The organism is Myroides sp. TSA_177.3, from assembly GCF_052691955.1.
The window spans coordinates 354,643-377,097 of sequence record NZ_JBQZGD010000001.1 but is presented as its reverse complement, the minus strand read 5'-3'; the positions used below and the strand labels follow the sequence as shown (position 1 = coordinate 377,097).

Here is a 22,455-nt window from a genome sequence, read left to right as displayed (position 1 = left end):
ACTAGTTAAATAAACAGACAAAACTTTCTTCCTTGATATGTACAAGTACTTGATTGGATTGGATTTCTTCAAAATAAGGAACATATCCTTTTTTACTGAGCTGTTTTAAAACCTTTTTATCTATAAACTTATTCATCCCTTCTGTATTTAATTGATAACTTAAACTCAAATTATAGACAGGTTCACTAACCTTATACTTATAAAAGTTATCCGCATCTTCAGACCATAATAACTTAAATGGGATTGATATTTCCTTTTCTTCTCCTTTCTTGAGCAGAATAAAATCTTCTTCCTTTTTATTTGCTACTATTTTCTTCCAGGTATCAAACTTATTAAAATTTCCTCCTTGCATTGAAGTTCCTTCTCCTACAAAGGGAATTTGTTCTTCTGTATTTAAGTTTCTTAATACTATTTTAGGAACGAAGACAGATGTTCGCTCAAAATCTACTATTAATACTTCATAAGAGAGTATGGACACATCCCATGGAAGAAAAATTGATTGATCTGTTTGATTACTAATTCTTATTTCAAGTATATCTCCATCTATTACTTCTGAATTTAAGATCTCTACTCTTACTCCAATTTGTCCATATCCAAACGGAAGAAATAAAAAAAGGAAAACGAGTTGTGTCACTTTTTTTATCCTGTTATTTATTAATAGCTCCATTTATTCTCTTTTGCCATGTTTATATATTTTGTATGTTCTTGTGCATTATAAAGAAATCCTCCTTTATTTAAATCATATGCAAAGATTTCACTAATTACTCTTGCTCCCTCACGACCATACTTATTTGCCCATGTTTGGTAGTCCCCAGAAAAATAATGGGTCATATAAACTAATTCATGTCCAATAGTACTTGCAAGGGTGTAATAAGATAAAAAAATATTTTTGGATAATGAAATTGCATTTTTAGAGGTAATAGTAAAGTTACCATTTTTTTCATAGTAAGTATAATGTGATTTTCCATTGACTGGTCTTCCCTTATCATCTTCCAATTGCCCTTTTATTGAATAATTAGGATTTCCAGATGATTTAGATAAACCTGGAAAAACTTTTTCAGCAAATTCTTTAGTCCATTCTTCTGAAGGTATTTTTGTAAAATCAGTAAAAGGATCCAAAGCGGCATCTTCTAAAGCATGTTTTATTTTATCACCTTCTACAACCATATGCATTGCATGATTCAAACCACTAGTAATCAATCCTTGTTGCATACCTTGCCAAAAATCACCGTCTGCAATGGTAGAAGAAATACCACCAGATAAACCACCACCAGCAATCATAGTTGCTTGGGTTTGAGTACTAAGTTACAGCAAAATACGGTTGAATAATAAAGGATTTGTTTTTAATAGTACATGAAGATAAACAATAATATCTACTATCAATTAACTAAAAAAGCAGTAACGCATAGCGGGTTACTGCTTTTATTCTTATACTATATTCCTTGAGAAATTTACTTCCTTATCTGGTTGAAAACTATTCTTTTTATCAGCAACTATCATTGAATAGGTCTAATACAAAATCTGTCAATCCTTTTGCTATACCTTGTGATTCTTTCGTCATGATTGTAAATCCATTGACTCACAATACCTGTCCACATTCTCCTCTTGAAGTTGCCATAGCCTATACTTATTTTTCAATATTTCTTGAAGAAGTATTTTTGCTCCTATAGTTATATTTTTAAGTAATCTGCTCCTCTATCGTCATAAATATTTAAAATAATCTTTAAATCCAAATTAAAAAAATACACTGTGATATTTAAATAAGGATCTAACCCTTTTTCGTAATTCAAATGAGATCTAATTAATTCTTGAAATTTGAAATCTGAAATCTGAAATCTATATAGACCAATCAGACAGTCTTCTTTTTCATCAAGTAGAATACGATTTAAAGGGAATAGACATTTATAATTCTTATCCCAAAAAGTAATTCGTGCCAAAATTTCATTTTCGCCAAAAAGATTGTTCACTAACTTTAATGCTTCATTTAAAATCTCTTCAATATCATTACTTTTAAAACTTATTCGTTCTACATTAGCTAAATTATGAAGTGTTAAATACGATTTCACTCCAAAGGTTTTAATTATTTTATTATCATATTCCTTTAAAATCATCCTTTAAAATTTTTTAAATTTTCATCTGCTGCTCCAATGCTATGTAAGTGTTTACCTTTCGCTTCAAAAACCTTCCAAACTCCTCCATTATGAGAATCAATATCTCTTGAATAATAGTATTGTCCTTTTTTATAAACAGCCTGCCCATGCGATTTACCAAACTCCTTAGTTAATTTAAACCCTTTAGGAACATTAAAATCTGTTTTTCCTCCTCCTTTAAAATCTGCTGCTCCAAGTTTAAAATTATAAGGCACATTATCATTACCTGATAAAAAATTCCAAAAGGCTTCTTTAAGCCCAAAAACATCAAATGCGCCTCCAGAAGAAATACCACCAGCAATCATAGCTCCTTGGGATTGATTGCTAAGTTACAGTAAAATACGGTTGAATAATAAAGGATTTGTTTTTGTTACTGGTGCATGAGAATAAGTAATGTCATTTACTTATTGATCTATTTGCTAAAAAAGCAGTAACAACTAATATGTTACTGCTTTTTTTCTTTGTTTTATTCTTCTACTTCTACCGCGATTTAATCGTCAATGGAACGTTTTTCATCATAAAAACTACCAAAATAAACGGGTGAAGCTTTCTTCATCCATTCAATTTCTTCTGGTGTACATTCAGAACTTACATAATCATTTACTTCAATTATAAAATCACCATCACCCATATCTAATTTGTAAAAATATTCAACAACTAATAAAATTAAATCCAGCGTATCTTGGTTCTTTTTTAACGCAGTAAATACAGCAGTAGAACGACACATAAAATGAACTAATGCAATTCTGAGCGCATCATCACCTCTATTAAACATCGTTTTAATAAATAACGACAAATCAAAACAGTCTTTGTACTCTTTTTTTTCAAAATAATAAGGTATAGCATCAAACTTGAAACGTGACTTATTATATAATTCATTAAATTCATCATCCTCATTGAGAAATACTTTTATAGCAAGATGCTCTAATTGACTCAGTTCTCTTTTTAACCAATCTAATTTATCAATTTCCTTATCGTATAATGTGATAAAAAACTCACATAATTCCTTGTGGAGGATACTATATTTTTGAGGTCCATTTGGGGAAATAATCAAATCTTGAAAAGCACTTTTATTATCTACTCGACCACTCATCAAACGCAATAATTCTTTTATTTCATTCATACCTTTAATTAAATTTATGCGCAATGCGCTGTTTTCTGATACTACTATTAAAAAGTATAACCGAGTTACCAAGAAAACCGAGATTAGTCACTCCAGTCTCATATTTGATATAATATAAACTGGTACATGCCTTACCAAAAGTCACCACCGGCAATGGTAGAAGAAATACCGCTAGATAAACCACCACCCGCGATCAATATTGCTTAGGGTTGATTGCTAATTTACAGCAAAATACGGATCAATCAATAATCAAGGTTTTGTTTTTAATGATATACGAAATAAACAAAGGTATCTACTACCTACTAACGAAAAAAAGCAGTAACAAATAGTATGTTACTACTTTTTCTCTTTGTTTTATTCTTCTACTTCTATTGCGATTTAATCGTCAATGGAGCGTTTTTCATCATAAAAACTACCGAAATAAACGGGGGAAGCTTTCTTCATCCATTCAATTTCTTCTGGTGTACATTCAAACGTAATGTAATCATTTACATTATGCATAAAAGTTCCATCAGCTATATCTAATTTAAAAGGACTCCGTAACTAATACAAGTAAATTGAGGGTGTCTTGGTTCTTTTTTAACGCTGTAAATACGGCACTAGAACAACACATAAAATTAATTATTCTAGCCTTTCCCAGCATAGTATCTGTTTCATGAAAAAGATTAATTATAAATAAAGCTAAATCAAAACAGTCTTTGTATTGTTTTTCTTCAAAATAATAAGGTATAGCATCAAACTTAAAACCTGATTGAGCATATAAACTATTAAATTCTTCATCTTCTTCAGCAAAAACAATTGAGGTGATATCTACCATTTGATTAAACTCCTTTTTTAACCAGTTTAATTTATCACTTTCCTTATCATACATCAATGTTAACAAAACACATAATCTTGTATACAATAAATTATATTTTTGTGATCCATTCTTTGAAATTAATAATTTGGTAAATTCACTTTTATTATCTCCTCGACCACTAATCAAAATAAGTAATTCTTTTATTTCATTCATACTTTTAATTAAATTTATGCGCAATGCGCTGTTTTCTGATACTACTATTAAAAAGTATAACCGAGTTACCAAGAAAACCGAGATTAGTCACTCAAGCTTCAATTTTTATATAATATAAACTGGTACATGCCTTACCAAAAGTCACCTTCAGCAATGGTAGGAGAAATACTGTTAGATAAACCACCACCCACGATCAATATTGCTTAGGGCTGATTGCTAATTTACAGCAAAATACGATTGAATTATAAAGAATTTGTTTTTAATAGTACATGAACATAAACAATGATATCTACTACCAATTAACTAAAAAAAGCAGTAACAAATAGTATGTTACTGCTTTTTATCTTTGTTCTATATCCCTTAGAAACTCTTTCTCTTTATTTAATTTAGATTCTTGCTATTCTATTTGAAATAGAAATTAACAAGAAAACCTCTGTCATCATAAAAATCATACACCTTTAAATAAAATATTGTATCAATAAAAAGTAATAACTTAATATTTAAACTAGGAGACTCTGCTAATTCAAAATTATAATGAAACTGCATTAATTGAGTAAAAAATACATTATTTAGATTACAATCTTGAATAATAAGTATACCAGGAGCTTCTCCTCCTTTATATTCTTCTATAATATAACTCTCCTCTTTTATTCCTTTTAAAAAATTTAATATCATTTGAGTATTTTCCCAAAATTTTATCTCTAACAAAAACTCTCCTTTCAAATCATCTTTGACAAACTCAGTTACAAAACCTACTCTTCTATCAAAAGAATAATCATCTAGATAATATCTGCTCCAAATAAATTTATCCTCTAATTCATATTTTTTTCGATTATAATAAATCTCAAGAAAACTGTGATAACTGTACTTCATTCTATTTTTTAAAATTTTAAAATTTTCATCTGCTGTACCTATACGCCTTAATTTATTTCCACTCGTTTCGAATACTTTCCAAACCCCTCCATTATGAGAACCTAAACCATTTCCACTTCCAACATCATATGAAAAATACTTTCCTTTATCCTGATAGACTTTTTGTCCATGTTGATATCCAAATTGCTTTGTTTCTTTAAAACCTTTAGGAACATTAAAATCTGTTTTTCCTCCTCCTTTAAAAGCTGCTACACCAATTTTAAAATTATAAGGCACATTATCATTACCTGAGAAAAAATTCCAAAAAACTTCTTTTAATCCAAAAACATCAAATGCACCTCCAGAAGAAATACCACCAGATAAACCTCCACCAGCAATCATAGCTCCTTGGGGTTGATTGCTAAGTTACAGCAAAATACGGATCAATCAATAATCAAGGTTTTGTTTTTAATGATATACGAAATAAACAAAGGTATCTACTACCTACTAACTAAAAAAAGCAGTAACAAATAGTATGTTACTGCTTTTTTCTCTTTGTTTTATTCTTCTACTTCTACCGCGATTTAATCGTCAATGGAGCGTTTTTCATCATAAAAACTACCAAAATAAACGGGTGAAGCTTTCTTCATCCATTCAATTTCTTCTGGTGTACATTCAAACGTAATGTAATCATTTACATTATGTATAAAAGTTCCATTGGCTACATCAAATTTATAAAAAGACTCCGCTATTAACACAAGTAAATTAAGGGTGTCTTGGTTCTTTTTTAACGCTGTAAATACGGCACTGGAACAACACATAAAATTAATTATTCTAGCCTTTCCCTGTATAGTATCTGTTTCATGAAAAAGATTAATTATAAATAAAGCTAAATCAAAACAGTCTTTGTACTCTTTTTCTTCAAAATAATAAGGTATAGCATCAAACTTAAAACCTGATTGAGCATATAAACTATTAAATTCTTCATCTTCTTCAGCAAAAACAATTGAGGTGATATCTACCATTTGATTAAACTCCTTTTTTAACCAGTTTAATTTATCACTTTCCTTATCATACATCAATGTTAACAAAACACATAATCTTGTATACAATAAATTATATTTTTGTGATCCATTCTTTGAGATTAACAATTTGGTAAATTCACTTTTATTATCTCCTCGACCACTCATCAAAATAAGTAATTCTTTTATTTCATTCATACTTTTAATTAAATTTATGCACAATGCGCTTTTTTCTGATACTACTATTAAAAAGTATAACTGAGTTACCAGGAAAACCAAGATTAGTCACTCCAGCTTCATATTTGATATAGTTTAATCCAGCACTTCTAGCTGCTGAAAATATAGGACCTCCCAATCCACTTCCTGCCATAAACTGATATGGAGATGCAAAAAAAGCAGTAGAAGATTGTTTTCTACTGCTTTTTATCATTCATGTATTGTGGACATTTTCACAAATACACCAAAATATTAATCTTCTATGAAACATTGTCTATTATAGAAACTAGTAAAATAAACAGGTGAAGCTTTCTTCATCCATTCAATTTCTCTTGGAGTACATTCAGAACTTACATAATCATTTACTTCAATTATAAAATCACCATCACCCATATCTAATTTGTAAAAATATTCAACAACTAATAAAATTAAATCCAGTGTATCTTGGTTCTTTTTTAACGCAGTAAATACAGCACTAGAACGACACATAAAATGAACTAATGCAATTCTGAGCGCATCATCACCTCTATTAAACATCGTTTTAATAAATAACGACAAATCAAAATAATCGTTATATTTTTTGTATTGAAAATATACTGGAATCGCATCAAACTTGAAACGTGACTTATTATATAATTCATTGAATTCATCATCCTCATTGAGAAATACTTTTATAGAAAGATTCTCTAATTGACTCAGTTCTCTTTTTAACCAATCTAATTTATCAATTTCCTTATCGTATAATGTGATAAAAAACTTACATAATTCCTTGTGGAGGATACTATATTTTTGAGGTCCATTTGGGGAAATAATCAAATCTTGAAAAGCACTTTTAGGATTAGTTCTCCCACTCATAAGTTGTAATTTATTTTTTATATCATTCATATTTTTTAGAATCTATGCCAAATTTTATGTTTTCTAATTTTACTATTAAAAAGATGTACTGAAGTTCCAGGAAAACCAAGATTAGTAAATCCCCCCTCATATTTGACATAATTTAAACCTGCTAATCTTGCACCTGCAAAAACAGGGCCTCCTGGTGTAATACCACCATCTGCTGTATATTTATAAGGACTTGCAAAAAATCCTGTGTATGCATCAATATAAATCTGGTACTCAACAATTATATCATAGGGCCTAATTCTTCCGTCCCTTAAGGCATTTTTATTTAATCTATTACCTAATGACAAAGAATAAGCAGGATCTATCGCAACATGTGGTCCTTCACCTTTCTTTTTTAAATCCAATAATCTACCTCCAGTTGTATTGTATTCTTCATAACTCATGGCTCTATACATTGGCATGCTAATCCCTGGATCACTATCTCCTTTTACTAAAGAACCTACGATAGCTAGTACAAAAACAGAGGAAGCTGATAAGGTTACTACTGCATCCATAGTCACTGTACTAAGTGGAATGACAATTTCACTTAATGTCGTATTACTAGCTGGTTTCTCTTTTGTTTTATTTCCTTCTTGATCAGACCCCATATGCATTGCATGATTCAATCCACTAGTAATCAATCCTTGTCGCATGCCTTGCCAAAAATCACCACCGGCAATGGTAGAAGAAATACCACCAGATAATCCTCCACCAGCTATCATAACTGCTTGAGTTTGACTAGAATTCAGCATCCCTGTTCCATCTGGCCCTAATGCTTCAACACCACTACTAATTAAGGAACTTGCTACTCCTGCTGCAAAACCAGAAATAAATTTTCCGCCCTCGATTTCACTTACTGCTCCTCCAACAATACCATGGGCTCCTGCTTGTACAGTAGTACGAACAAGCTGATTGCCAATTGTTCCAACAGCAGAACCAATTCCCATAGAAATCACAGCCGTGATACCTGCAATCGTTCCTGCCTTACCCGATCCATAAAAGAAAGGAATATTCTTAGAGGAATTGGAAATCCCATTAATAATAACGGCACTAACAATCGCAATACCTATTGCTAAGAAAGACTCTCCACTAGGATCCGTATAAAGTAACGGATTATTCAGCACATAACCATAGCGATTGTAGTTTTGAGTATTGTATACTTCCTGAATATAATTATCAGGAGACATGAAACGTCTCAATAGTGGATCGTAAATTCTACCATTCATGTGAATCAAGCCCACCGTATAGAGGTGCTCATGGCCTGTATACCCCCGATCAATCAACAGACTCGGTGCCCAGCCCATAGCCGTTATTGTTTGATCTACTCCTGCAACTTTAGCCGCTCTTAAATTCCCCCAAGCATCAAAATAGCGCTGTTCAATATTGTTTCCTTCGCTATCTGTAATCGCTACAATCGATTGTTGATTATCGCGATGTAAATAGTAATTCTTACTGCTTTGTCTGACATTACCTTTATACTCTTCTATCTTCATATAGTTTGCACTATACGCATCTCCTGTTACATAGGTAATGATTTTCGTTTTATTACCTTCTAAGACAATCTCTAAAGATTTATCGGCTGAATAATACTTCTTAATCGGCTGATTTTCTTTTGTCTCTGTGCTGCCAAAATAAGCGACATATCTGTTTTTTAGAATAGAAAAATCATAATTGATTCTTCCTTTTCCTTCTAAATAGATTTCATTGGGCGATTTAAATGCATTATACTGTACGGTTGCAAACCCTCTAGACGCCGCTTTTTGAGCTCCTTTGGCATTTAATCCAATGTTTTGTAACTGATAATCTGTATTCTTATAGCTGTATGTCCCTACTTCTAAATTTGATGTCGTTCTCCCTCTTTTGTCGTAGGTATATTGATCTGCTATTACGCCATTCACTGTTTCCGTTAGTAAACGGTCTAAATTGTCATAAGCAAATTGCTCTGATTTAGTAAATATCTTATTTGTACGCGTGGACAAAGTACCTCTCAATACATCATAGCTATAATCCAAATCCACAACACTATTATTATCCTTGCTGTGCTTGATGTTTACTAAGAATTGACTTTGGTCATTGTAAGTATTCACTTGTTTATACCCATTTCCAAAATTGATTTGCTTGGTTCCTCCAAAACTAGTCAAACTACTGAGTTGCCAAATCATTTTGTTATCCTCATCCGATTGCTTATACAGGACCCCATTACTATAGGCATTTTGGACCACCGTTTCACTGGATATTCCCGAGCTTTTTATCCTTGTCTCTGCCTTTGTTTTTGCAACTCTTTCAAAAGCATCGTAGGTAAATACGGTACTATACGTAAAGGCAGGCGTATCCTCTTTTTTCTCTTTGATGCGATACTGTGCATCATACACGGTGGAATAGGTAAAACTTTGTCCATTGTAAGTTCCACTAATTGATAAAGGCAATTTACTGCGTTCGTCATAAGTATACGCAATATCAATCTGGGTATTTTCTGCAGCACTTGTTGTCTTTTCTGCCGTCATTTGCCCAAACTTATTGTAGGTATAGGTAGTAACTCCTCCTTTTGGATTAGTCGTTTTAATCAATCGACTGATATTGTCATAACGATATAAATACGTCCCCGCTGAAGGATCTACTAATTTGGTTTTATTTCCCCATCCATCAATACTGATTTGTGTTTTTATTCCCTCATAATCCGCTTCTTTCAAACTTCCATTGGCATAATACTTATATAGAATCGTTCCTCCTTGATCTTGTGATTTAATCACCAATCCTTGATCATCAATCCATTTGGCTGATTTTTTATGTCCATCTTCTACCAAGACCTTGTTTTTTTCGTAACAAGTCGTGGTAATTTTTCCATTGAAATCCACGTGTTTAATCGGTCGATGTAAATGGTCGTAGGTAGTATAATTCCATTTTGGTGTCTCCCCTTCCAAGAAAGGTTGGCTACTTTGAATGACATTACCATAAATATCATAGACTTGACGCGTAACCACCCAATAATTTAAATCTTTCGGAATAAATTCTCCAATAATAGTCGTATTTGATGAAGAAGACTCTTGTACAACTAAGTCTCTTGGTTTTTCTATAACGGGACCACCAGGCTCCAAAACTCTTGCTATTTTACTGATTGACTTCGTTTTCGTTTGTATGGGTCTATCCAACAAATCATACGACGTAATGGATTGACTGCCATCATCTCCTATTACGGTTACATCATATCGTGCCCCTTCTACTTTACTCTTTGTTTTTTTAGTTTTAACGCTTTTTCCTAAATAATTGGTAACTGTATGGGCATTCCCCCAGCTGTCGTACTTAAAGGTGGTTGTACGTCCTAAAGCATCTGTTTGGGTCAACATCTTACCATAAGCATCCACTGTTGCCGTAGTAATTAATCCATCAGGAGCAGTTGTTTTTACCACAAAACGATTCGAAGCATCATATTCATATTTCGAAATTAGCTCTTCTTTCTCCTCACCTAAAATAGGGCGTTCTGGTCGAATGGTGCCAGGTTGATACGTTCCAATTGGTTCTTCTGCAACTGTTTTAGGTCCTTCTACGACTGTGCTTCCACCTAAATTAATTCCAGGTTCTGCAATTACTAAATCATCTGCCCAATAAGAACCTTTCACATAGGTCAATTTTTCTTCTTTGACTCCACCAAATGGATAATAGGTATAACTTGTCGTTATAGGGTTCGTTCCATTTCCATATTTCTTTAGTGTTTCAACAGCGCCATTTTGGTTATAGGTATACTCCTCTCGCGTTGAAAACGTATGTCCCTCGCGTTTTGAAATGACTTGTGATTTTCCTATTTTTCCGTAGAAAAAATGTCCATTCTGTGTAAATTCAGGTAGATACGTAAATTTCTCTTCTTTTTGATTATTATTTTCCCCACCAAGATGTAAAACTCGTTCTAAAAGCCAATTATCATTGTAATAATACACTTTATGAGTAATAAACCCAGTTAATTCATCTTGAATTTGTTCTCCCGTTTTTAAAATACTATAACTTTTATTGGGTTTTACTTTTCTTTCATTCCAATACTCTGTAAAACGTAGATTTTTGGTTTCATCAAAGCTTCCAAATTGCTCACTCTGAAGAGCATTATCCATTTTATAATCATAAGTATACGTATTCCATAGAATTCCTTTTCCAGCATCTTTACGTCCATCTGAAGTACCAGAGCTATTATCTCTTGACAAACTACCTCCTGTATTAGATAAATCATTGTTTCTTGAAGAAGTATCACTAATCTCAGAGGAACTACTTATTCTTAAATTTCTACTGTTAGATTTATTTAATATCCCCTCATAAACTTCACTCGTTTTCGTTTTTTGAAATCCTAAAAAGCCTTTTCCTTCTAAATGTTGAATAGCATTATAATATTGATATTCTTTAGTTAACACTTTATTATCAAATACATTATGTACCTTACTTACTAAATAATGTGATCCATTTGTCTTGTGGACATAATACGGATAGGGCAATTTTATATCATTATAATAATAACTATTTTTATTGAATGGTTGATATTCATCCCCTCTATCATAATAGCCTCGAGTAGAAAAATTTTCTGTCATTGGGCTATATTCAATTTCTTGTACCACACCTGATCCATTGTCTATTTTCTTTAACTGACTTTCAACAAAATCATCTAACGTAATGGTATATTCTGTTTTATTTTGGATTAGCGGATCATAAATAACCAAACTACTTTTATAGGCATTTAATGCATTGTAATCTGTTTTACTATAGAGAAAGGACAACGGTGAAATTTTATCACCATATAAATCAACAAGACTTATACTTTCATTTAATTCAAATCCTCCATCTGCTTTTGACTTTATTATATAAAACTTAAGTGCATCATTTTTAGGAGTAGATCTAGAATTAGTAACCCTATACATAGGATCAAGTTCCGATTCAAGTATCTTATCTCCTTTATACTCAATTTTACCAAACTTTCTAAAAGAAACTAAGTCTGTCTTACCATCCCCATTAACATCCATTGCTATGATATTGGAAGAACCATATTCGGTATAACGGTATCTATCCTTTTTTCCTGACCAAACCTTATCCCAAGTATTATATCTACGAATCACATGATGTTGAGAAGGAATGATATAAGCCAATTTTTGAGTTGTAAAATCTTTTTGTTCCTTCTTAAAGTTCTCTCCTGTTGAGGTATACACCCACCATAGTTGTTGCTCGCCATTCATTTTAGTCTGCACTTCTTCTATGTTAGAATCTTCTAACGAATACAAATTAACCGGCGTCATAAAATCTGTCAACCCATCGCCATTAAAATCTCCAAAAATTAAAGGTGTCTTTTCCTTAAAATCACTTAATTTATTAGACAAAAATCTAACTTCTTTTAATGCTAATGTCTCTGGATTAAACTTTAGCAAAGTCATTCTTCCTTCTTTACTAACCGTTAAAAACTCAGGGATACCATCTCCATCAAATTCAATTGGATACACTTGACAATCTCTAGCAAAGAGATTACTATAAAAGTCTCCTTTTACTTCACTAAGGGTTATTTTTTGTCCATCAGCCAGGGTACTAATTTTTTTACCTAATTCATAAAAATAGTACTTGGATGTTGTTCCCATGCCTGCAGTTTGAAAAATCAATAAATCGGCTAACCCATCATTATTTACATCCCCAATATAAATGTATCGATCATCTGGATTCTTATAAAAGCCGTTATATCCAGATACATTATGTGGCCTTAGACTTGAAGGTAGATCTAATTTTATACTTTTCATTAATAACCTATTTCGTCCTTCAGATAAGTCAAAGAAATCTAACGTTAAAAAATCCTTATCTTTGTTTGTTTTATAATCAGTAGCTACTGAAATTAAAATATCATTGGGAGAAATAACTTTTTCTGTCCGATCATATACTTTCTTATCTACTAGTATCTTACCTGAAAATAAATCACGGCTTCTTTTATAGGATGCAAAATCCAATAAGTCAGAGCTCCACAATTTATAATTCTCTTCTGGATACACTGAAAACTTCACATAGGTATCATTTTTGTCGTCAGGTAAAACAATTTCATAAACAGGGTAAGGATTGCCTGTACCTTTAAAGTCGCCAATCACCACAGATCCAAACTTTTTACTATCGCTATGTACTTGAATCGCTTCTTCTGTTTTTTCAACAATAGCAGAAGCTTCCTTATCATTATAGCTAAATTTTAATGAAGGAAGTTTTTGTTGTTCCTCATTATAAACTTCTACTTCTCTTAAACGTTCAACTGTATTTCCTTGAATATAATCATACGATAAATCATAGGTTCTATATGGGGTTAAATTATTTGAAGGAATAACTATTACAATTTCTTGCAATACTTTTTTGTGATTCGCAGCTTTACCATTGGAATATAGTACTTGATTTACTTTGCGATTACTATACTTAAAATTCACAAAATACTTTGGCGCTTCTTCAGATGTTCCTCCATAAGTGATGCTTTTAAGATAGCTAACATTATCTAGTATCTCATATAAATAGTTTACCTGATTATCAAAAGAATCAATCATCACACTAATTAAGTGAACATCTTCCTGTATCTCCTTGTATTTGGCAATTTTCCCATTAGGATATTGAATAATGAAACTATATTCTCCCGCCGTTTGTTTTACTATTTTTATTTTTGAAAATAGCAACGTTGTAAAGTTTATACCATCCGTAGACAACAATCGCCCTCCATCTAAATAGTAGGGATCAGTACCATCATGTTGTGCACCAATTGTTATTCCATCAATCTCTTTACTTTTTCCTCCAATAACTATGGACGATAAACCACTAATGTTCCAGCCATAACCAGCAATACCATTTCCTGCCTGACTATTATACGCTAAAGCTAGATTAGGTGAAAAGTTATTTACTCCTGGAACAACATCAATCGGAATGGTATAATTTAACCCTCCCATAGCCGAAACATTTGCTTCTCCTTTGATAGAAGGAAGTGTATCATTCCCTTTATTTGGCACAGCTATTATCCCATTTGAATTTGTCGTTTTATACCCCGAAGTATCAAAAACAAGTTCTATTTCTTGGGTTTGTGCGTGCGTCAACATGCTCATTAGAACCACAAGACTACATACGATATAATTTTTTATCTGCTTCATCATCTCCCTACTTTTTTATCAGATTAGCATGTATAAATTCTTGTGTATGAAGCGTAAACTTTAAGACATACACTCCAGAAGGATAGCCGTTAATATCAAAAGTCGTTCTGTTTTCACCAGGTAAAAGTGTCTTGCTTTTAATTCTACCTCCATTGGGACTAAAGACATCTACTTGCCCTATCTTACCGTAGATTTCCTCCTCAAAAACAACTTGGAAAACTCCTGCTGTGGGGTTAGGGTAAATCTTAATCAAGCTCTTGATATCTTCTAACGTTAGTTCCTGTGTTTCCTCTTCCATATTCATTGCTGAGGGCTTGAAAATCGGAGGTTTTACTACTTCTAAAGCAGGACATTCTTTGAGTCCAATATAATTTCCAGAGGCATCATATTCAAAACACAATTCTCCCTTGGGTAAAAAAAATCTGTTCAATTGTTGGACAGTAGGAATATCTGCAGGACAAGTCTGATTCAGTAGTTTATCGACTTGTTCTTTTCCTTTGAGGTTAGCCAAGTCTTGACTAAAACTCCGTTGATGGCCCATGACAAAAAAAAGAAAGGCAACCAACCAAATACTTAATTTATTCATTTTTAAGACAATATGTTAGCATTGTAAATTACCCGCAAATGTCTTATATAAAAATTAACTTAAAAAGCTGTAAGCAAACAAGTTAAAAAACAGCTCTTAAGTTAAGCTTAATTAACAATCAATACATATAATATTTAATATATTTTTTATATATTATTAAATTAAAAGTAAAATACAAAACCGTAAACGCAATTAAAAAATAATAAAATAACAAAATTTAACTCTGTTTTAACTCAATATTACTGATTTACGTAGTGTTAATTTCGTATAACATAATTTTATTTTTCAACAAAAATCAAACAGTAATAAGGATTAAACAACAACACCTATTCTTGATTTACATTATTTATCACGGGTATTCTGTTTATTTTTTGAATTTTTAATCAATAACTTATTGAAACAAAAAAAGGAGGTTTCAGTGTACTGAAACCTCCTTTTTTTTACGAGTTATATCCCTCTAATGTGAAATATTTTTCACATCTTCTGGTTTGTGTTTGTATTTAAAAATAATCGCGAATAAAATAGTCACCACTAAAGAGAACAATGCGAAAATAATCCACGAATGCCTCCATCCTTCTACTTGTAGTACCAAATCTTCTTGGCTGTATACATAGTGATTCACTACCGCTTGTGCTAAGAACATACCGATGGTTGCTCCGAAACCGTTAGTCATCATCATGAATACTCCTTGAGCAGACGAACGGATATCTTCACTTGTTTCATTATCGACATATAAAGATCCAGATACATTGAAGAAATCAAAAGCGATACCATATACAATCATCGATAAGATAAACATCCATACGCCATTTCCAGGATCTCCTAATCCAAACAATCCAAAGCGCAGTACCCAAGCAATCATCGACATCAACATCACCACTTTAATTCCAAAGCGCTTCAAGAAAAATGGAATCAACAAAATACACAGGGTTTCTGAGATTTGAGAAAGCGAGATTAACGCATTGGCATTACTAGCTCCCCAAGTACCTGCATACTCCGGAATTTGCTTAAATGTCGTAATAAAAGGATTGGCATATCCGTTGGTGATTTGAAGAGATACCCCCAATAACATAGAGAAAATAAAGAAAATAGCCATTTTCTTTTGCTTGAATAAAGCGAACGCTTTTAAACCAAAGGCATCTGCCAAGGTGCGCTTTTCATCTGATTTATTCACTGGACAGTTTGGTAATGCAAAGCTGTATAAAAACAGGATTACGCCTAAAATTCCAGAGATATAAAACTGGTGGTAGTCTTGTTGAAAACTGATAAAATCAGGGCTACTACTGAAGTTAAATCCTAAAGTTCCATCTGTATATCCGAAGAAATTCACAAATAACATAGCGATGATAAAACCAATGGTTCCGAATGTACGTATCGGAGGAAAGGCTTTAATAACATCCAACTGATTTTGCTTCAATACGGTATAAGCCGTAGAGTTGGATAAAGCAATCGTAGGCATAAAAAACGCTACGCTAATACTGTATAAGGTAAAGATCGTTGTAAAATCTACGTTACTACCCGAAACATAACCATAATACCCCGTCGCAAACATAAAGAGTGCCGCTAATAGGTGGTTAATTCCCAATAAACGTTGAACTGGGATCCATCGATCTGCCACGATTCCCATAATAGCAGGCATAAATATAGACACAATCCCTTGCATGGCATAAAACGAACCAATTTTAGGCCCTAATCCTATAGATCCTAAATAGTTTCCCATTGACGTTAGATACGCTCCCCAAACCGCAAATTCGAGGAAGTTCATAAACGTTAGTTTAAGTTTTACATTCATAATTATTTCGTGTGTAGTGTATAGAAACAAACCGCATGCGTATGCCCCATGCGCGTTTTTTCATGGGTCATTTTAAATTCTTTCTTTTACTAATTGCAGGATTAAATCAAATTGTTCTTCTCTTGACAAGTTTGAATTGTCTATTTCTACCGCATCTTCCGCTTTTACTAAAGGCGAATCTTTGCGTGAAGTATCAATTTGATCACGTTCTACCACATTGCGAAATACTTCTTCATATACCACAGTGCTGTTTTTTTCTTGTAATTCTTTGAAGCGTCTTTCTGCGCGAATCTCAGGCGTAGCAGTCATGAAAATTTTCAATTCTGCATCGGGAAAAACTACAGTTCCAATATCCCTACCATCCATAACAACTCCTTTTGCTTTACCTAAAATTTGCTGTTGTTCTACTAGTTTTTTTCGCACGGCTGAAACCGCTGCAATCTGACTCACAAATCGAGATACTTCTAAGGTGCGAATCAGCTCTTCCACATTTTCATCATTCAGGTAGATATCAGCATATCCTTTGGACACATTGTATTCAAAGTGTACATCAAAGGTATCTAGTAGTTCAATCAAGCGTTCTTCGTCAAAAGACTTAGAGGAGATTAAACCTTTGCGCATGGCAAAAAGTGTCACTGCGCGATACATGGCACCGGTGTCGATATAGATGTAGCCTAATGACTTGGCCAATGCTTTTGCTAACGTACTTTTTCCAGTAGAGGAAAAACCGTCAATCGCTATAGTTATCTTTTTCAAATTTGAAAAATTTACAATTAATTCATATCAATACGAACACCAAACATACTAGTGTTTGCTGCTGTGGTTTGGCGTGCATAAGAATAGTCGAATTTAAAGCGTTTCAGTTGTAAACCAACGCCCGCAGTTATCCCTGCGAAATGTCTGTTGTCAACAATTCGCAATTCCTCTCCTTTACGGAAGTTATAACCCAATCGGATTTGAAACTTCTTTCTCGGAAAAAGTTCTACTCCAACAATGAAATGTCGTAGTGCATTATTAAAAAATCCGACCTTTTCTTCTTTGAATTCTTCGTCTATAGACGTAGTTCCCCTATTGGGGTTTGAAAAGGACAAATCCCATTGTTGTAAATTATCTATTGTAATGTGCCATCGCAAAGGTACGTTTTCTAATTCTTTCGAAAGAGAAATTGCGACATCTAATGGTAATTTTTCTCGATAATCTGCATACGTTTGCAGTTGAGCCCCTAAGTTTCTGGCAGTTAAGGCAAAGTCCCATTGCCCAATTTCGTCTTTATAGAGTACACCTAGATCAATAGCTGCTCCAATAGACTGATAAGATTCCATCGAAGAGAACACAAACTTGACATTTGCTCCTACATACCAATCGGATTGTTCGATTTGATAGGAAGACCCTACAGTCAAAGCCACTTCATTTCCTTTAAAACTTCCGGTATAACTTCCAAACTCATCATATCCTTCCATATCGCCATAGTTGATGAAGTTTACTCCAACAAATAGATTTCGCTTGGAACGAAAGGTTTTGGAATACCCTAATGAACCATAATTGGCAACGCCATAAACCTTACTAAAACTCAAATCAAGCTGATTATCCATCGTTTCATTGATCACGGCTGGATTCCAAAAGGCTTGACTCACCTGTTCAGTAAAGGCATAGTTTTTTCCTCCTAAAGCAGCTTGTCTAGGGGAAGAGGGTAAATTCAAAAACTGATAGGTATAGTCTGCTCCTACTTGACTATGCGCCTCTAGCGACAGTAAGTGGAAGACAAGTAAACAAATCCATACGATTGAATGCTTCATTTAGCCATTGGTATTATGTTGCTAATATATTACATTTTCAAAAACAATCGCAAAAAAGGAAGCCTAAGCTTTTTATAGGAGTTTGGCGATTTACTCTTAGGTCAAGTTTAAAACGTCAACCTTACTTAAGGACATTCAAGGATATAAAAAAAGCAGTAGTCACTAGTCCTACTGCTTTTCTATTCTTTTTATAAAAGGAGAAGCTATCTGCTTACTTCGCTTTTTCTATGCTGAAATCTTTCGCTTTTTTCACTTTTTCTTCCAACAAGGCAATCTCCAATACTTCTTCCATGCGGTCGACATAATGGAAGGTTAACCCTTTTACATAGTCTTCTTTGATTTCTTCAATATCTTTTCTATTTTCTTTACACAAGATAATTTCCTTGATATTAGCGCGTTTCGCTGCAAGAATTTTTTCTTTGATTCCCCCTACAGGTAATACTTTTCCTCTTAGGGTAATTTCACCTGTCATGGCTAAATTCTTTTTCACCTTGCGTTGAGTAAAGGAAGAAACCATCGAAGTCAACATCGTAATTCCGGCACTTGGTCCATCTTTTGGTGTTGCACCTTCTGGTACGTGAATGTGAATCTTATACTGTTCAAATACATCTGAATCAATCCCTAACTCATCTGCATGTGCTTTAATATATTCTAGAGCAATTGTAGCAGATTCTTTCATTACTGTACCTAAGTTTCCAGTAATACTCAATCCTCCTTTTCCTTTTGAAATAATAGATTCAATATACAAGATATCACCACCTACACTTGTCCAAGCTAAACCTGTAACTACACCAGCTACGTCGTTATTCTCATATTTATCAGCTTCAAAACGAGGCGTACCTAAGATTTTACGGATATCATCTTCCGTTACCTTTGGATTATACTCTTCTTCTAAAACAATGCGTTTTGCAATTCCTCTCGCTACGTGGGCCAATTGTTTATTCAATCCACGTACTCCAGACTCACGTGTATAATGCGTTACGATGAACTCCATTTGTTTTTTCCCAATGGTTAAATCCTTCGCTGTTAAGCCGTGTTCTTCCAATTGTTTTGGCAACAAATGTTGTTTTCCGATTTCTACTTTTTCTTCAATCGTATACCCTGTCATTTCAATGATTTCCATACGATCTCTCAAAGCAGGTTGAATCGTTGACAAGCTATTTGAAGTAGCAATGAACATCACTTTAGACAAGTCATATCCCATTTCTAAGAAGTTATCATAGAAATCGCTATTTTGTTCTGGATCCAATACTTCCAATAAAGCTGAAGAAGGGTCTCCATTATTACTTACAGATAATTTGTCAATTTCATCTAACAAGAAAACAGGGTTTGATGTTCCAGCTTTTTTCAAACTTTGAATAATTCGCCCTGGCATCGCACCGATATATGTTTTTCTGTGTCCTCTAATTTCAGCCTCATCGCGTAAACCACCTAGTGAAATACGCACGTATTCACGACCTAGTGCTTTGGCGATTGACTTTCCAATCGATGTTTTCCCAACACCTGGAGGTCCATATAAACATAGAATTGGAGCTTTTAAATCATTGCGCAATTTTAAAACTGCCATATGTTCTAAAACTCTTTTCTTTACATCTTCGATTCCGTAATGATCTTTATCTAAAATCTTTTGCGAGCGTTTTAAATCAAATTTATCTTCCGAGTATTTACTCCAAGGTAATTCTAATAAAAGCTCTAAATAGTTACGTTGAATACCAAATTCAGCTACCTGCGGATTCATGCGTTGCCATTTCATCAATTCTTTGTCGAAACGCTCACGTACCTCTTTATTCCACTTTTTCTCTTTGCCTTTTTTGCGCATTTCTTCAAATTCCTCCTCATTTGAAAAGCCTCCTAATTCTTCTTGGATGGTCTTCATTTGTTGGTGTAAGAAATACTCTTTTTGCTGCTGATCTAAGTCGATGCGCACTTTAGTTTGAATCGTATTTTTCAGCTGTAACTTTTGCAATTCAACATTCATTAAACGCAACGTTTCATACGCGCGTTCTTTTAAATCGTTGATACGCAACAAGCGCTGTTTATCTTCTACCGTCAAGTTGAGGTTAGAAGATACAAAATTGATTAAGAACGAATTGCTCTCAATGTTTTTTACTGCAAAAGAAGCCTCTGAAGGAATATTTGGGTTTTCTTTGATAATCTCAACCGCTAATTCTTTAATGGAATCTACAACTGCTGAAAACTCTTGATCATCCCCTTCTGGGCGTATTTCATCGCATTCTTTTACTGTTGCAGTTAAGTATGGGTTTTCTGAAACTAGCTCAACAATTTCAAATCGCTTTTTTCCCTGTAAGATTACGGTTACGTTTCCATCAGGTAATTTTAAAACCTTAATAATTCGCGCTACGGTTCCTTGTTGGTGAATATCTTGTAAACCTGGATCTTCAATATCCTCATTTACTTGAGCAACCACCCCAATGCTTTTTCCCTTTTTATTTGCTGCTTCAATTAATTTAATTGATTTATCTCTTCCTGCGGTAATTGGAATCACCACTCCAGGAAATAAAACCATATTACGCAAAGGCAAAATTGGCAATTCAACCGGTAGTTCCTCATTATTCATTTCTTCTTCATCTTCCTGACTTAACAGAGGAATGAACTCAGAATCACCGTCTAAGAAATCATCAAGCATCAAATTATCTAATGTTATTATTTTTTGGTTTGCCATATTATAAATATCACGTCATTATGTCAGTAGCCACTATATTACTGTAAACAACAAAAAACACAAGTCGTTTACTATCAGTCATTTCAGCTACTTATTAGTTTTATACTACCTTAGTAGTTCAATCTTTATGCCATAAAAAAACCTTGCATAAAGCAAGGTCTTATGTCAGTTTATATATTTATCAAATATTATAGTTCTGGGATACCTGGATCTGTTCCTGGGCCTCCTGTTCCTGGATCAGTGATAATTACTTCTTTCATGGATAACTTCGCTTTGTAATCCCCAAAGTTCAATGTAATCACTTGTCCTTCTTTTGATTTTAATTTAAACGTAAATTTACCTGCGTACGTTTTTTTGTTGTCAATCGTTAAGTTTTCAATCTTATCGATTTTAAAATAACTTCCTGCTAACGCTGCATCTTTCTCATCTGAAACGTAAACCACTCCATTTTCTGAGGTATATTCTACGCCTACTTTTGAATAATCGTAATTACCAATAGGAAGTGTTTTGTCGAAGCTAATCTTTAGCATACGCTTACGCATCGATTTACTTCTTGCATTCATTACAATCTTACCGTTTAGAATATCGCCTTCAAATTTTGAAAACACGTCCATATCTTTAATATCTTCTCCATTGATGTTGGTAAAAATATAACCCGCTTCATTGGTTCCAATACGCTCGTATGGGATATTCTCAAACTTTCCTGTAATTCTAAACGATTCTTTCAAGTATTGATTTAATGGTGATGGCAATAATAAACTGCTGAAGTTTCCACTAACCAACATATCATTGCGATCGATATTTGTAATCTTAATTATTCCGTTATTGCGTTTTGGATTTGCTAAGTCTGTAGAATTGAAAAATTCAAAACCGTTATCGCCAATACTATAGGTATAGTCTAAGGTATTGATGTTTGTTGGAAAGTTCCCTACTTGGAATTTCAAAATTTTCATATCAAAAAAATGACCTTGCATCAAATCATCAATATAGAATTGAAATTCACCATTTTCATCAACATATGCATTAAACTTCTCTTTCTTAACAAACGTTGTATCTGGAAGTGTAACTGTAAAATAGGCTGGTACTCTGAATTCTGGATCAACAAAATCATCATCTGAACTACTACATGACGAAACTCCAACACCACATAAGGCTAACAAACTTGCACCAAACAATATCGAATAAATTCTCTTCATAATTTAATATTCTAATTACAG

18 protein-coding genes are annotated in these 22,455 nt (G+C 33.2%); all 18 read right to left on the bottom strand.

The features are described from left to right. Position 1: 1 nt before the first annotated feature. The 18 genes from ACUTSE_RS01645 to ACUTSE_RS01560 all read right to left on the bottom strand — a co-directional run bounded on the left by ACUTSE_RS01645 (position 2) and on the right by ACUTSE_RS01560 (position 22,434). Positions 2-667, bottom strand: coding sequence for a hypothetical protein (locus tag ACUTSE_RS01645; protein WP_445638985.1), 666 nt, complete (start codon positions 665-667; stop codon positions 2-4). Further along, positions 655-1,281, bottom strand: coding sequence for a hypothetical protein (locus tag ACUTSE_RS01640; RefSeq protein WP_445638984.1), 627 nt, complete (start codon positions 1,279-1,281; stop codon positions 655-657). The genes ACUTSE_RS01645 and ACUTSE_RS01640 overlap by 13 nt, the downstream gene beginning before the upstream one ends. 389 nt (positions 1,282-1,670) lie before the next feature. Next, complete coding sequence (locus tag ACUTSE_RS01635) at positions 1,671-2,111, bottom strand: DUF3885 domain-containing protein (protein WP_445638983.1); 441 nt, start codon at positions 2,109-2,111, stop codon at positions 1,671-1,673. After that, positions 2,108-2,455: a toxin C-terminal domain-containing protein gene (locus ACUTSE_RS01630; protein ID WP_445638982.1), complete on the bottom strand. Its 348-nt coding sequence runs from the start codon at positions 2,453-2,455 to the stop codon at positions 2,108-2,110. The genes ACUTSE_RS01635 and ACUTSE_RS01630 overlap by 4 nt, the downstream gene beginning before the upstream one ends. Positions 2,456-2,640: 185 nt before the next feature. Next, positions 2,641-3,297, bottom strand: coding sequence for a hypothetical protein (locus ACUTSE_RS01625; protein ID WP_445638981.1), 657 nt, complete (start codon positions 3,295-3,297; stop codon positions 2,641-2,643). Between the two features lie 354 nt (positions 3,298-3,651). Continuing rightward, positions 3,652-3,774 (bottom strand): hypothetical protein, encoded by a 123-nt coding sequence (locus ACUTSE_RS01620; RefSeq protein ID WP_445638980.1) that lies wholly within the window; start codon positions 3,772-3,774, stop codon positions 3,652-3,654. A 25-nt stretch (positions 3,775-3,799) separates the two neighbouring features. After that, positions 3,800-4,285, bottom strand: coding sequence for a hypothetical protein (locus tag ACUTSE_RS01615; RefSeq protein ID WP_445638979.1), 486 nt, complete (start codon positions 4,283-4,285; stop codon positions 3,800-3,802). Positions 4,286-4,687: 402 nt separating this feature from the next. Further along, positions 4,688-5,539, bottom strand: coding sequence for a hypothetical protein (locus ACUTSE_RS01610; protein WP_445638978.1), 852 nt, complete (start codon positions 5,537-5,539; stop codon positions 4,688-4,690). Between the two features lie 182 nt (positions 5,540-5,721). Beyond that, positions 5,722-6,357 (bottom strand): hypothetical protein, encoded by a 636-nt coding sequence (locus tag ACUTSE_RS01605; protein WP_445638977.1) that lies wholly within the window; start codon positions 6,355-6,357, stop codon positions 5,722-5,724. A gap of 4 nt (positions 6,358-6,361) precedes the next feature. Next, positions 6,362-6,589 (bottom strand): hypothetical protein, encoded by a 228-nt coding sequence (locus ACUTSE_RS01600; protein ID WP_445638976.1) that lies wholly within the window; start codon positions 6,587-6,589, stop codon positions 6,362-6,364. 38 nt (positions 6,590-6,627) lie between these two features. Further along, positions 6,628-7,230 (bottom strand): hypothetical protein, encoded by a 603-nt coding sequence (locus ACUTSE_RS01595; RefSeq protein WP_445638975.1) that lies wholly within the window; start codon positions 7,228-7,230, stop codon positions 6,628-6,630. A 35-nt stretch (positions 7,231-7,265) separates the two neighbouring features. Beyond that, positions 7,266-14,384 carry an RHS repeat-associated core domain-containing protein gene (locus ACUTSE_RS01590; RefSeq protein WP_445638974.1) on the bottom strand — a complete coding sequence of 2,373 codons (7,119 nt, stop codon included), beginning with the start codon at positions 14,382-14,384 and terminating at the stop codon, positions 7,266-7,268. A gap of 4 nt (positions 14,385-14,388) precedes the next feature. Next, positions 14,389-14,967: a T9SS type A sorting domain-containing protein gene (locus ACUTSE_RS01585; protein WP_445638973.1), complete on the bottom strand. Its 579-nt coding sequence runs from the start codon at positions 14,965-14,967 to the stop codon at positions 14,389-14,391. Positions 14,968-15,424: 457 nt separating this feature from the next. Next, the gene (locus ACUTSE_RS01580; RefSeq protein WP_445638972.1) at positions 15,425-16,759 is read right to left on the bottom strand and encodes an MFS transporter; all 1,335 of its coding nucleotides are present in this window, start codon (positions 16,757-16,759) and stop codon (positions 15,425-15,427) included. A gap of 72 nt (positions 16,760-16,831) precedes the next feature. Further along, entirely contained in the window at positions 16,832-17,515 is a 684-nt protein-coding gene (gene cmk / locus ACUTSE_RS01575) for a (d)CMP kinase (RefSeq protein WP_002990236.1), read from the bottom strand. A 17-nt stretch (positions 17,516-17,532) separates the two neighbouring features. After that, positions 17,533-18,555, bottom strand: a complete 1,023-nt coding sequence (gene porQ, locus ACUTSE_RS01570) for a type IX secretion system protein PorQ (protein WP_002990234.1) — start codon at positions 18,553-18,555, stop codon at positions 17,533-17,535. Positions 18,556-18,766: 211 nt separating this feature from the next. Further along, positions 18,767-21,238: an endopeptidase La gene (lon, locus tag ACUTSE_RS01565; protein ID WP_002990232.1), complete on the bottom strand. Its 2,472-nt coding sequence runs from the start codon at positions 21,236-21,238 to the stop codon at positions 18,767-18,769. A gap of 188 nt (positions 21,239-21,426) precedes the next feature. Further along, positions 21,427-22,434, bottom strand: coding sequence for a hypothetical protein (locus ACUTSE_RS01560; RefSeq protein WP_445638971.1), 1,008 nt, complete (start codon positions 22,432-22,434; stop codon positions 21,427-21,429). Positions 22,435-22,455 lie beyond the last annotated feature (21 nt).

What these genes read in the sequence shown, in the direction of transcription:
- ACUTSE_RS01615 (WP_445638979.1), bottom strand. Translation starts at nt 4,285, where the DNA reads ATGAATGAAATAAAAGAATTACTTATTTTGATTAGTGGTCGAGGAGAT.
- ACUTSE_RS01620 (WP_445638980.1), bottom strand. Translation starts at nt 3,774, where the DNA reads ATGCATAATGTAAATGATTACATTACGTTTGAATGTACACCAGAAGAA.
- lon (WP_002990232.1), bottom strand. Translation starts at nt 21,238, where the DNA reads ATGGCAAACCAAAAAATAATAACATTAGATAATTTGATGCTTGATGAT.
- ACUTSE_RS01645 (WP_445638985.1), bottom strand. Translation starts at nt 667, where the DNA reads ATGGAGCTATTAATAAATAACAGGATAAAAAAAGTGACACAACTCGTT.
- ACUTSE_RS01600 (WP_445638976.1), bottom strand. Translation starts at nt 6,589, where the DNA reads ATGATAAAAAGCAGTAGAAAACAATCTTCTACTGCTTTTTTTGCATCT.
- ACUTSE_RS01605 (WP_445638977.1), bottom strand. Translation starts at nt 6,357, where the DNA reads ATGAATGAAATAAAAGAATTACTTATTTTGATGAGTGGTCGAGGAGAT.
- ACUTSE_RS01640 (WP_445638984.1), bottom strand. Translation starts at nt 1,281, where the DNA reads ATGATTGCTGGTGGTGGTTTATCTGGTGGTATTTCTTCTACCATTGCA.
- ACUTSE_RS01585 (WP_445638973.1), bottom strand. Translation starts at nt 14,967, where the DNA reads ATGAATAAATTAAGTATTTGGTTGGTTGCCTTTCTTTTTTTTGTCATG.
- ACUTSE_RS01630 (WP_445638982.1), bottom strand. Translation starts at nt 2,455, where the DNA reads ATGATTGCTGGTGGTATTTCTTCTGGAGGCGCATTTGATGTTTTTGGG.
- ACUTSE_RS01610 (WP_445638978.1), bottom strand. Translation starts at nt 5,539, where the DNA reads ATGATTGCTGGTGGAGGTTTATCTGGTGGTATTTCTTCTGGAGGTGCA.
- ACUTSE_RS01580 (WP_445638972.1), bottom strand. Translation starts at nt 16,759, where the DNA reads ATGAATGTAAAACTTAAACTAACGTTTATGAACTTCCTCGAATTTGCG.
- ACUTSE_RS01560 (WP_445638971.1), bottom strand. Translation starts at nt 22,434, where the DNA reads ATGAAGAGAATTTATTCGATATTGTTTGGTGCAAGTTTGTTAGCCTTA.
- ACUTSE_RS01590 (WP_445638974.1), bottom strand. Translation starts at nt 14,384, where the DNA reads ATGATGAAGCAGATAAAAAATTATATCGTATGTAGTCTTGTGGTTCTA.
- ACUTSE_RS01595 (WP_445638975.1), bottom strand. Translation starts at nt 7,230, where the DNA reads ATGAGTGGGAGAACTAATCCTAAAAGTGCTTTTCAAGATTTGATTATT.
- ACUTSE_RS01635 (WP_445638983.1), bottom strand. Translation starts at nt 2,111, where the DNA reads ATGATTTTAAAGGAATATGATAATAAAATAATTAAAACCTTTGGAGTG.
- porQ (WP_002990234.1), bottom strand. Translation starts at nt 18,555, where the DNA reads ATGAAGCATTCAATCGTATGGATTTGTTTACTTGTCTTCCACTTACTG.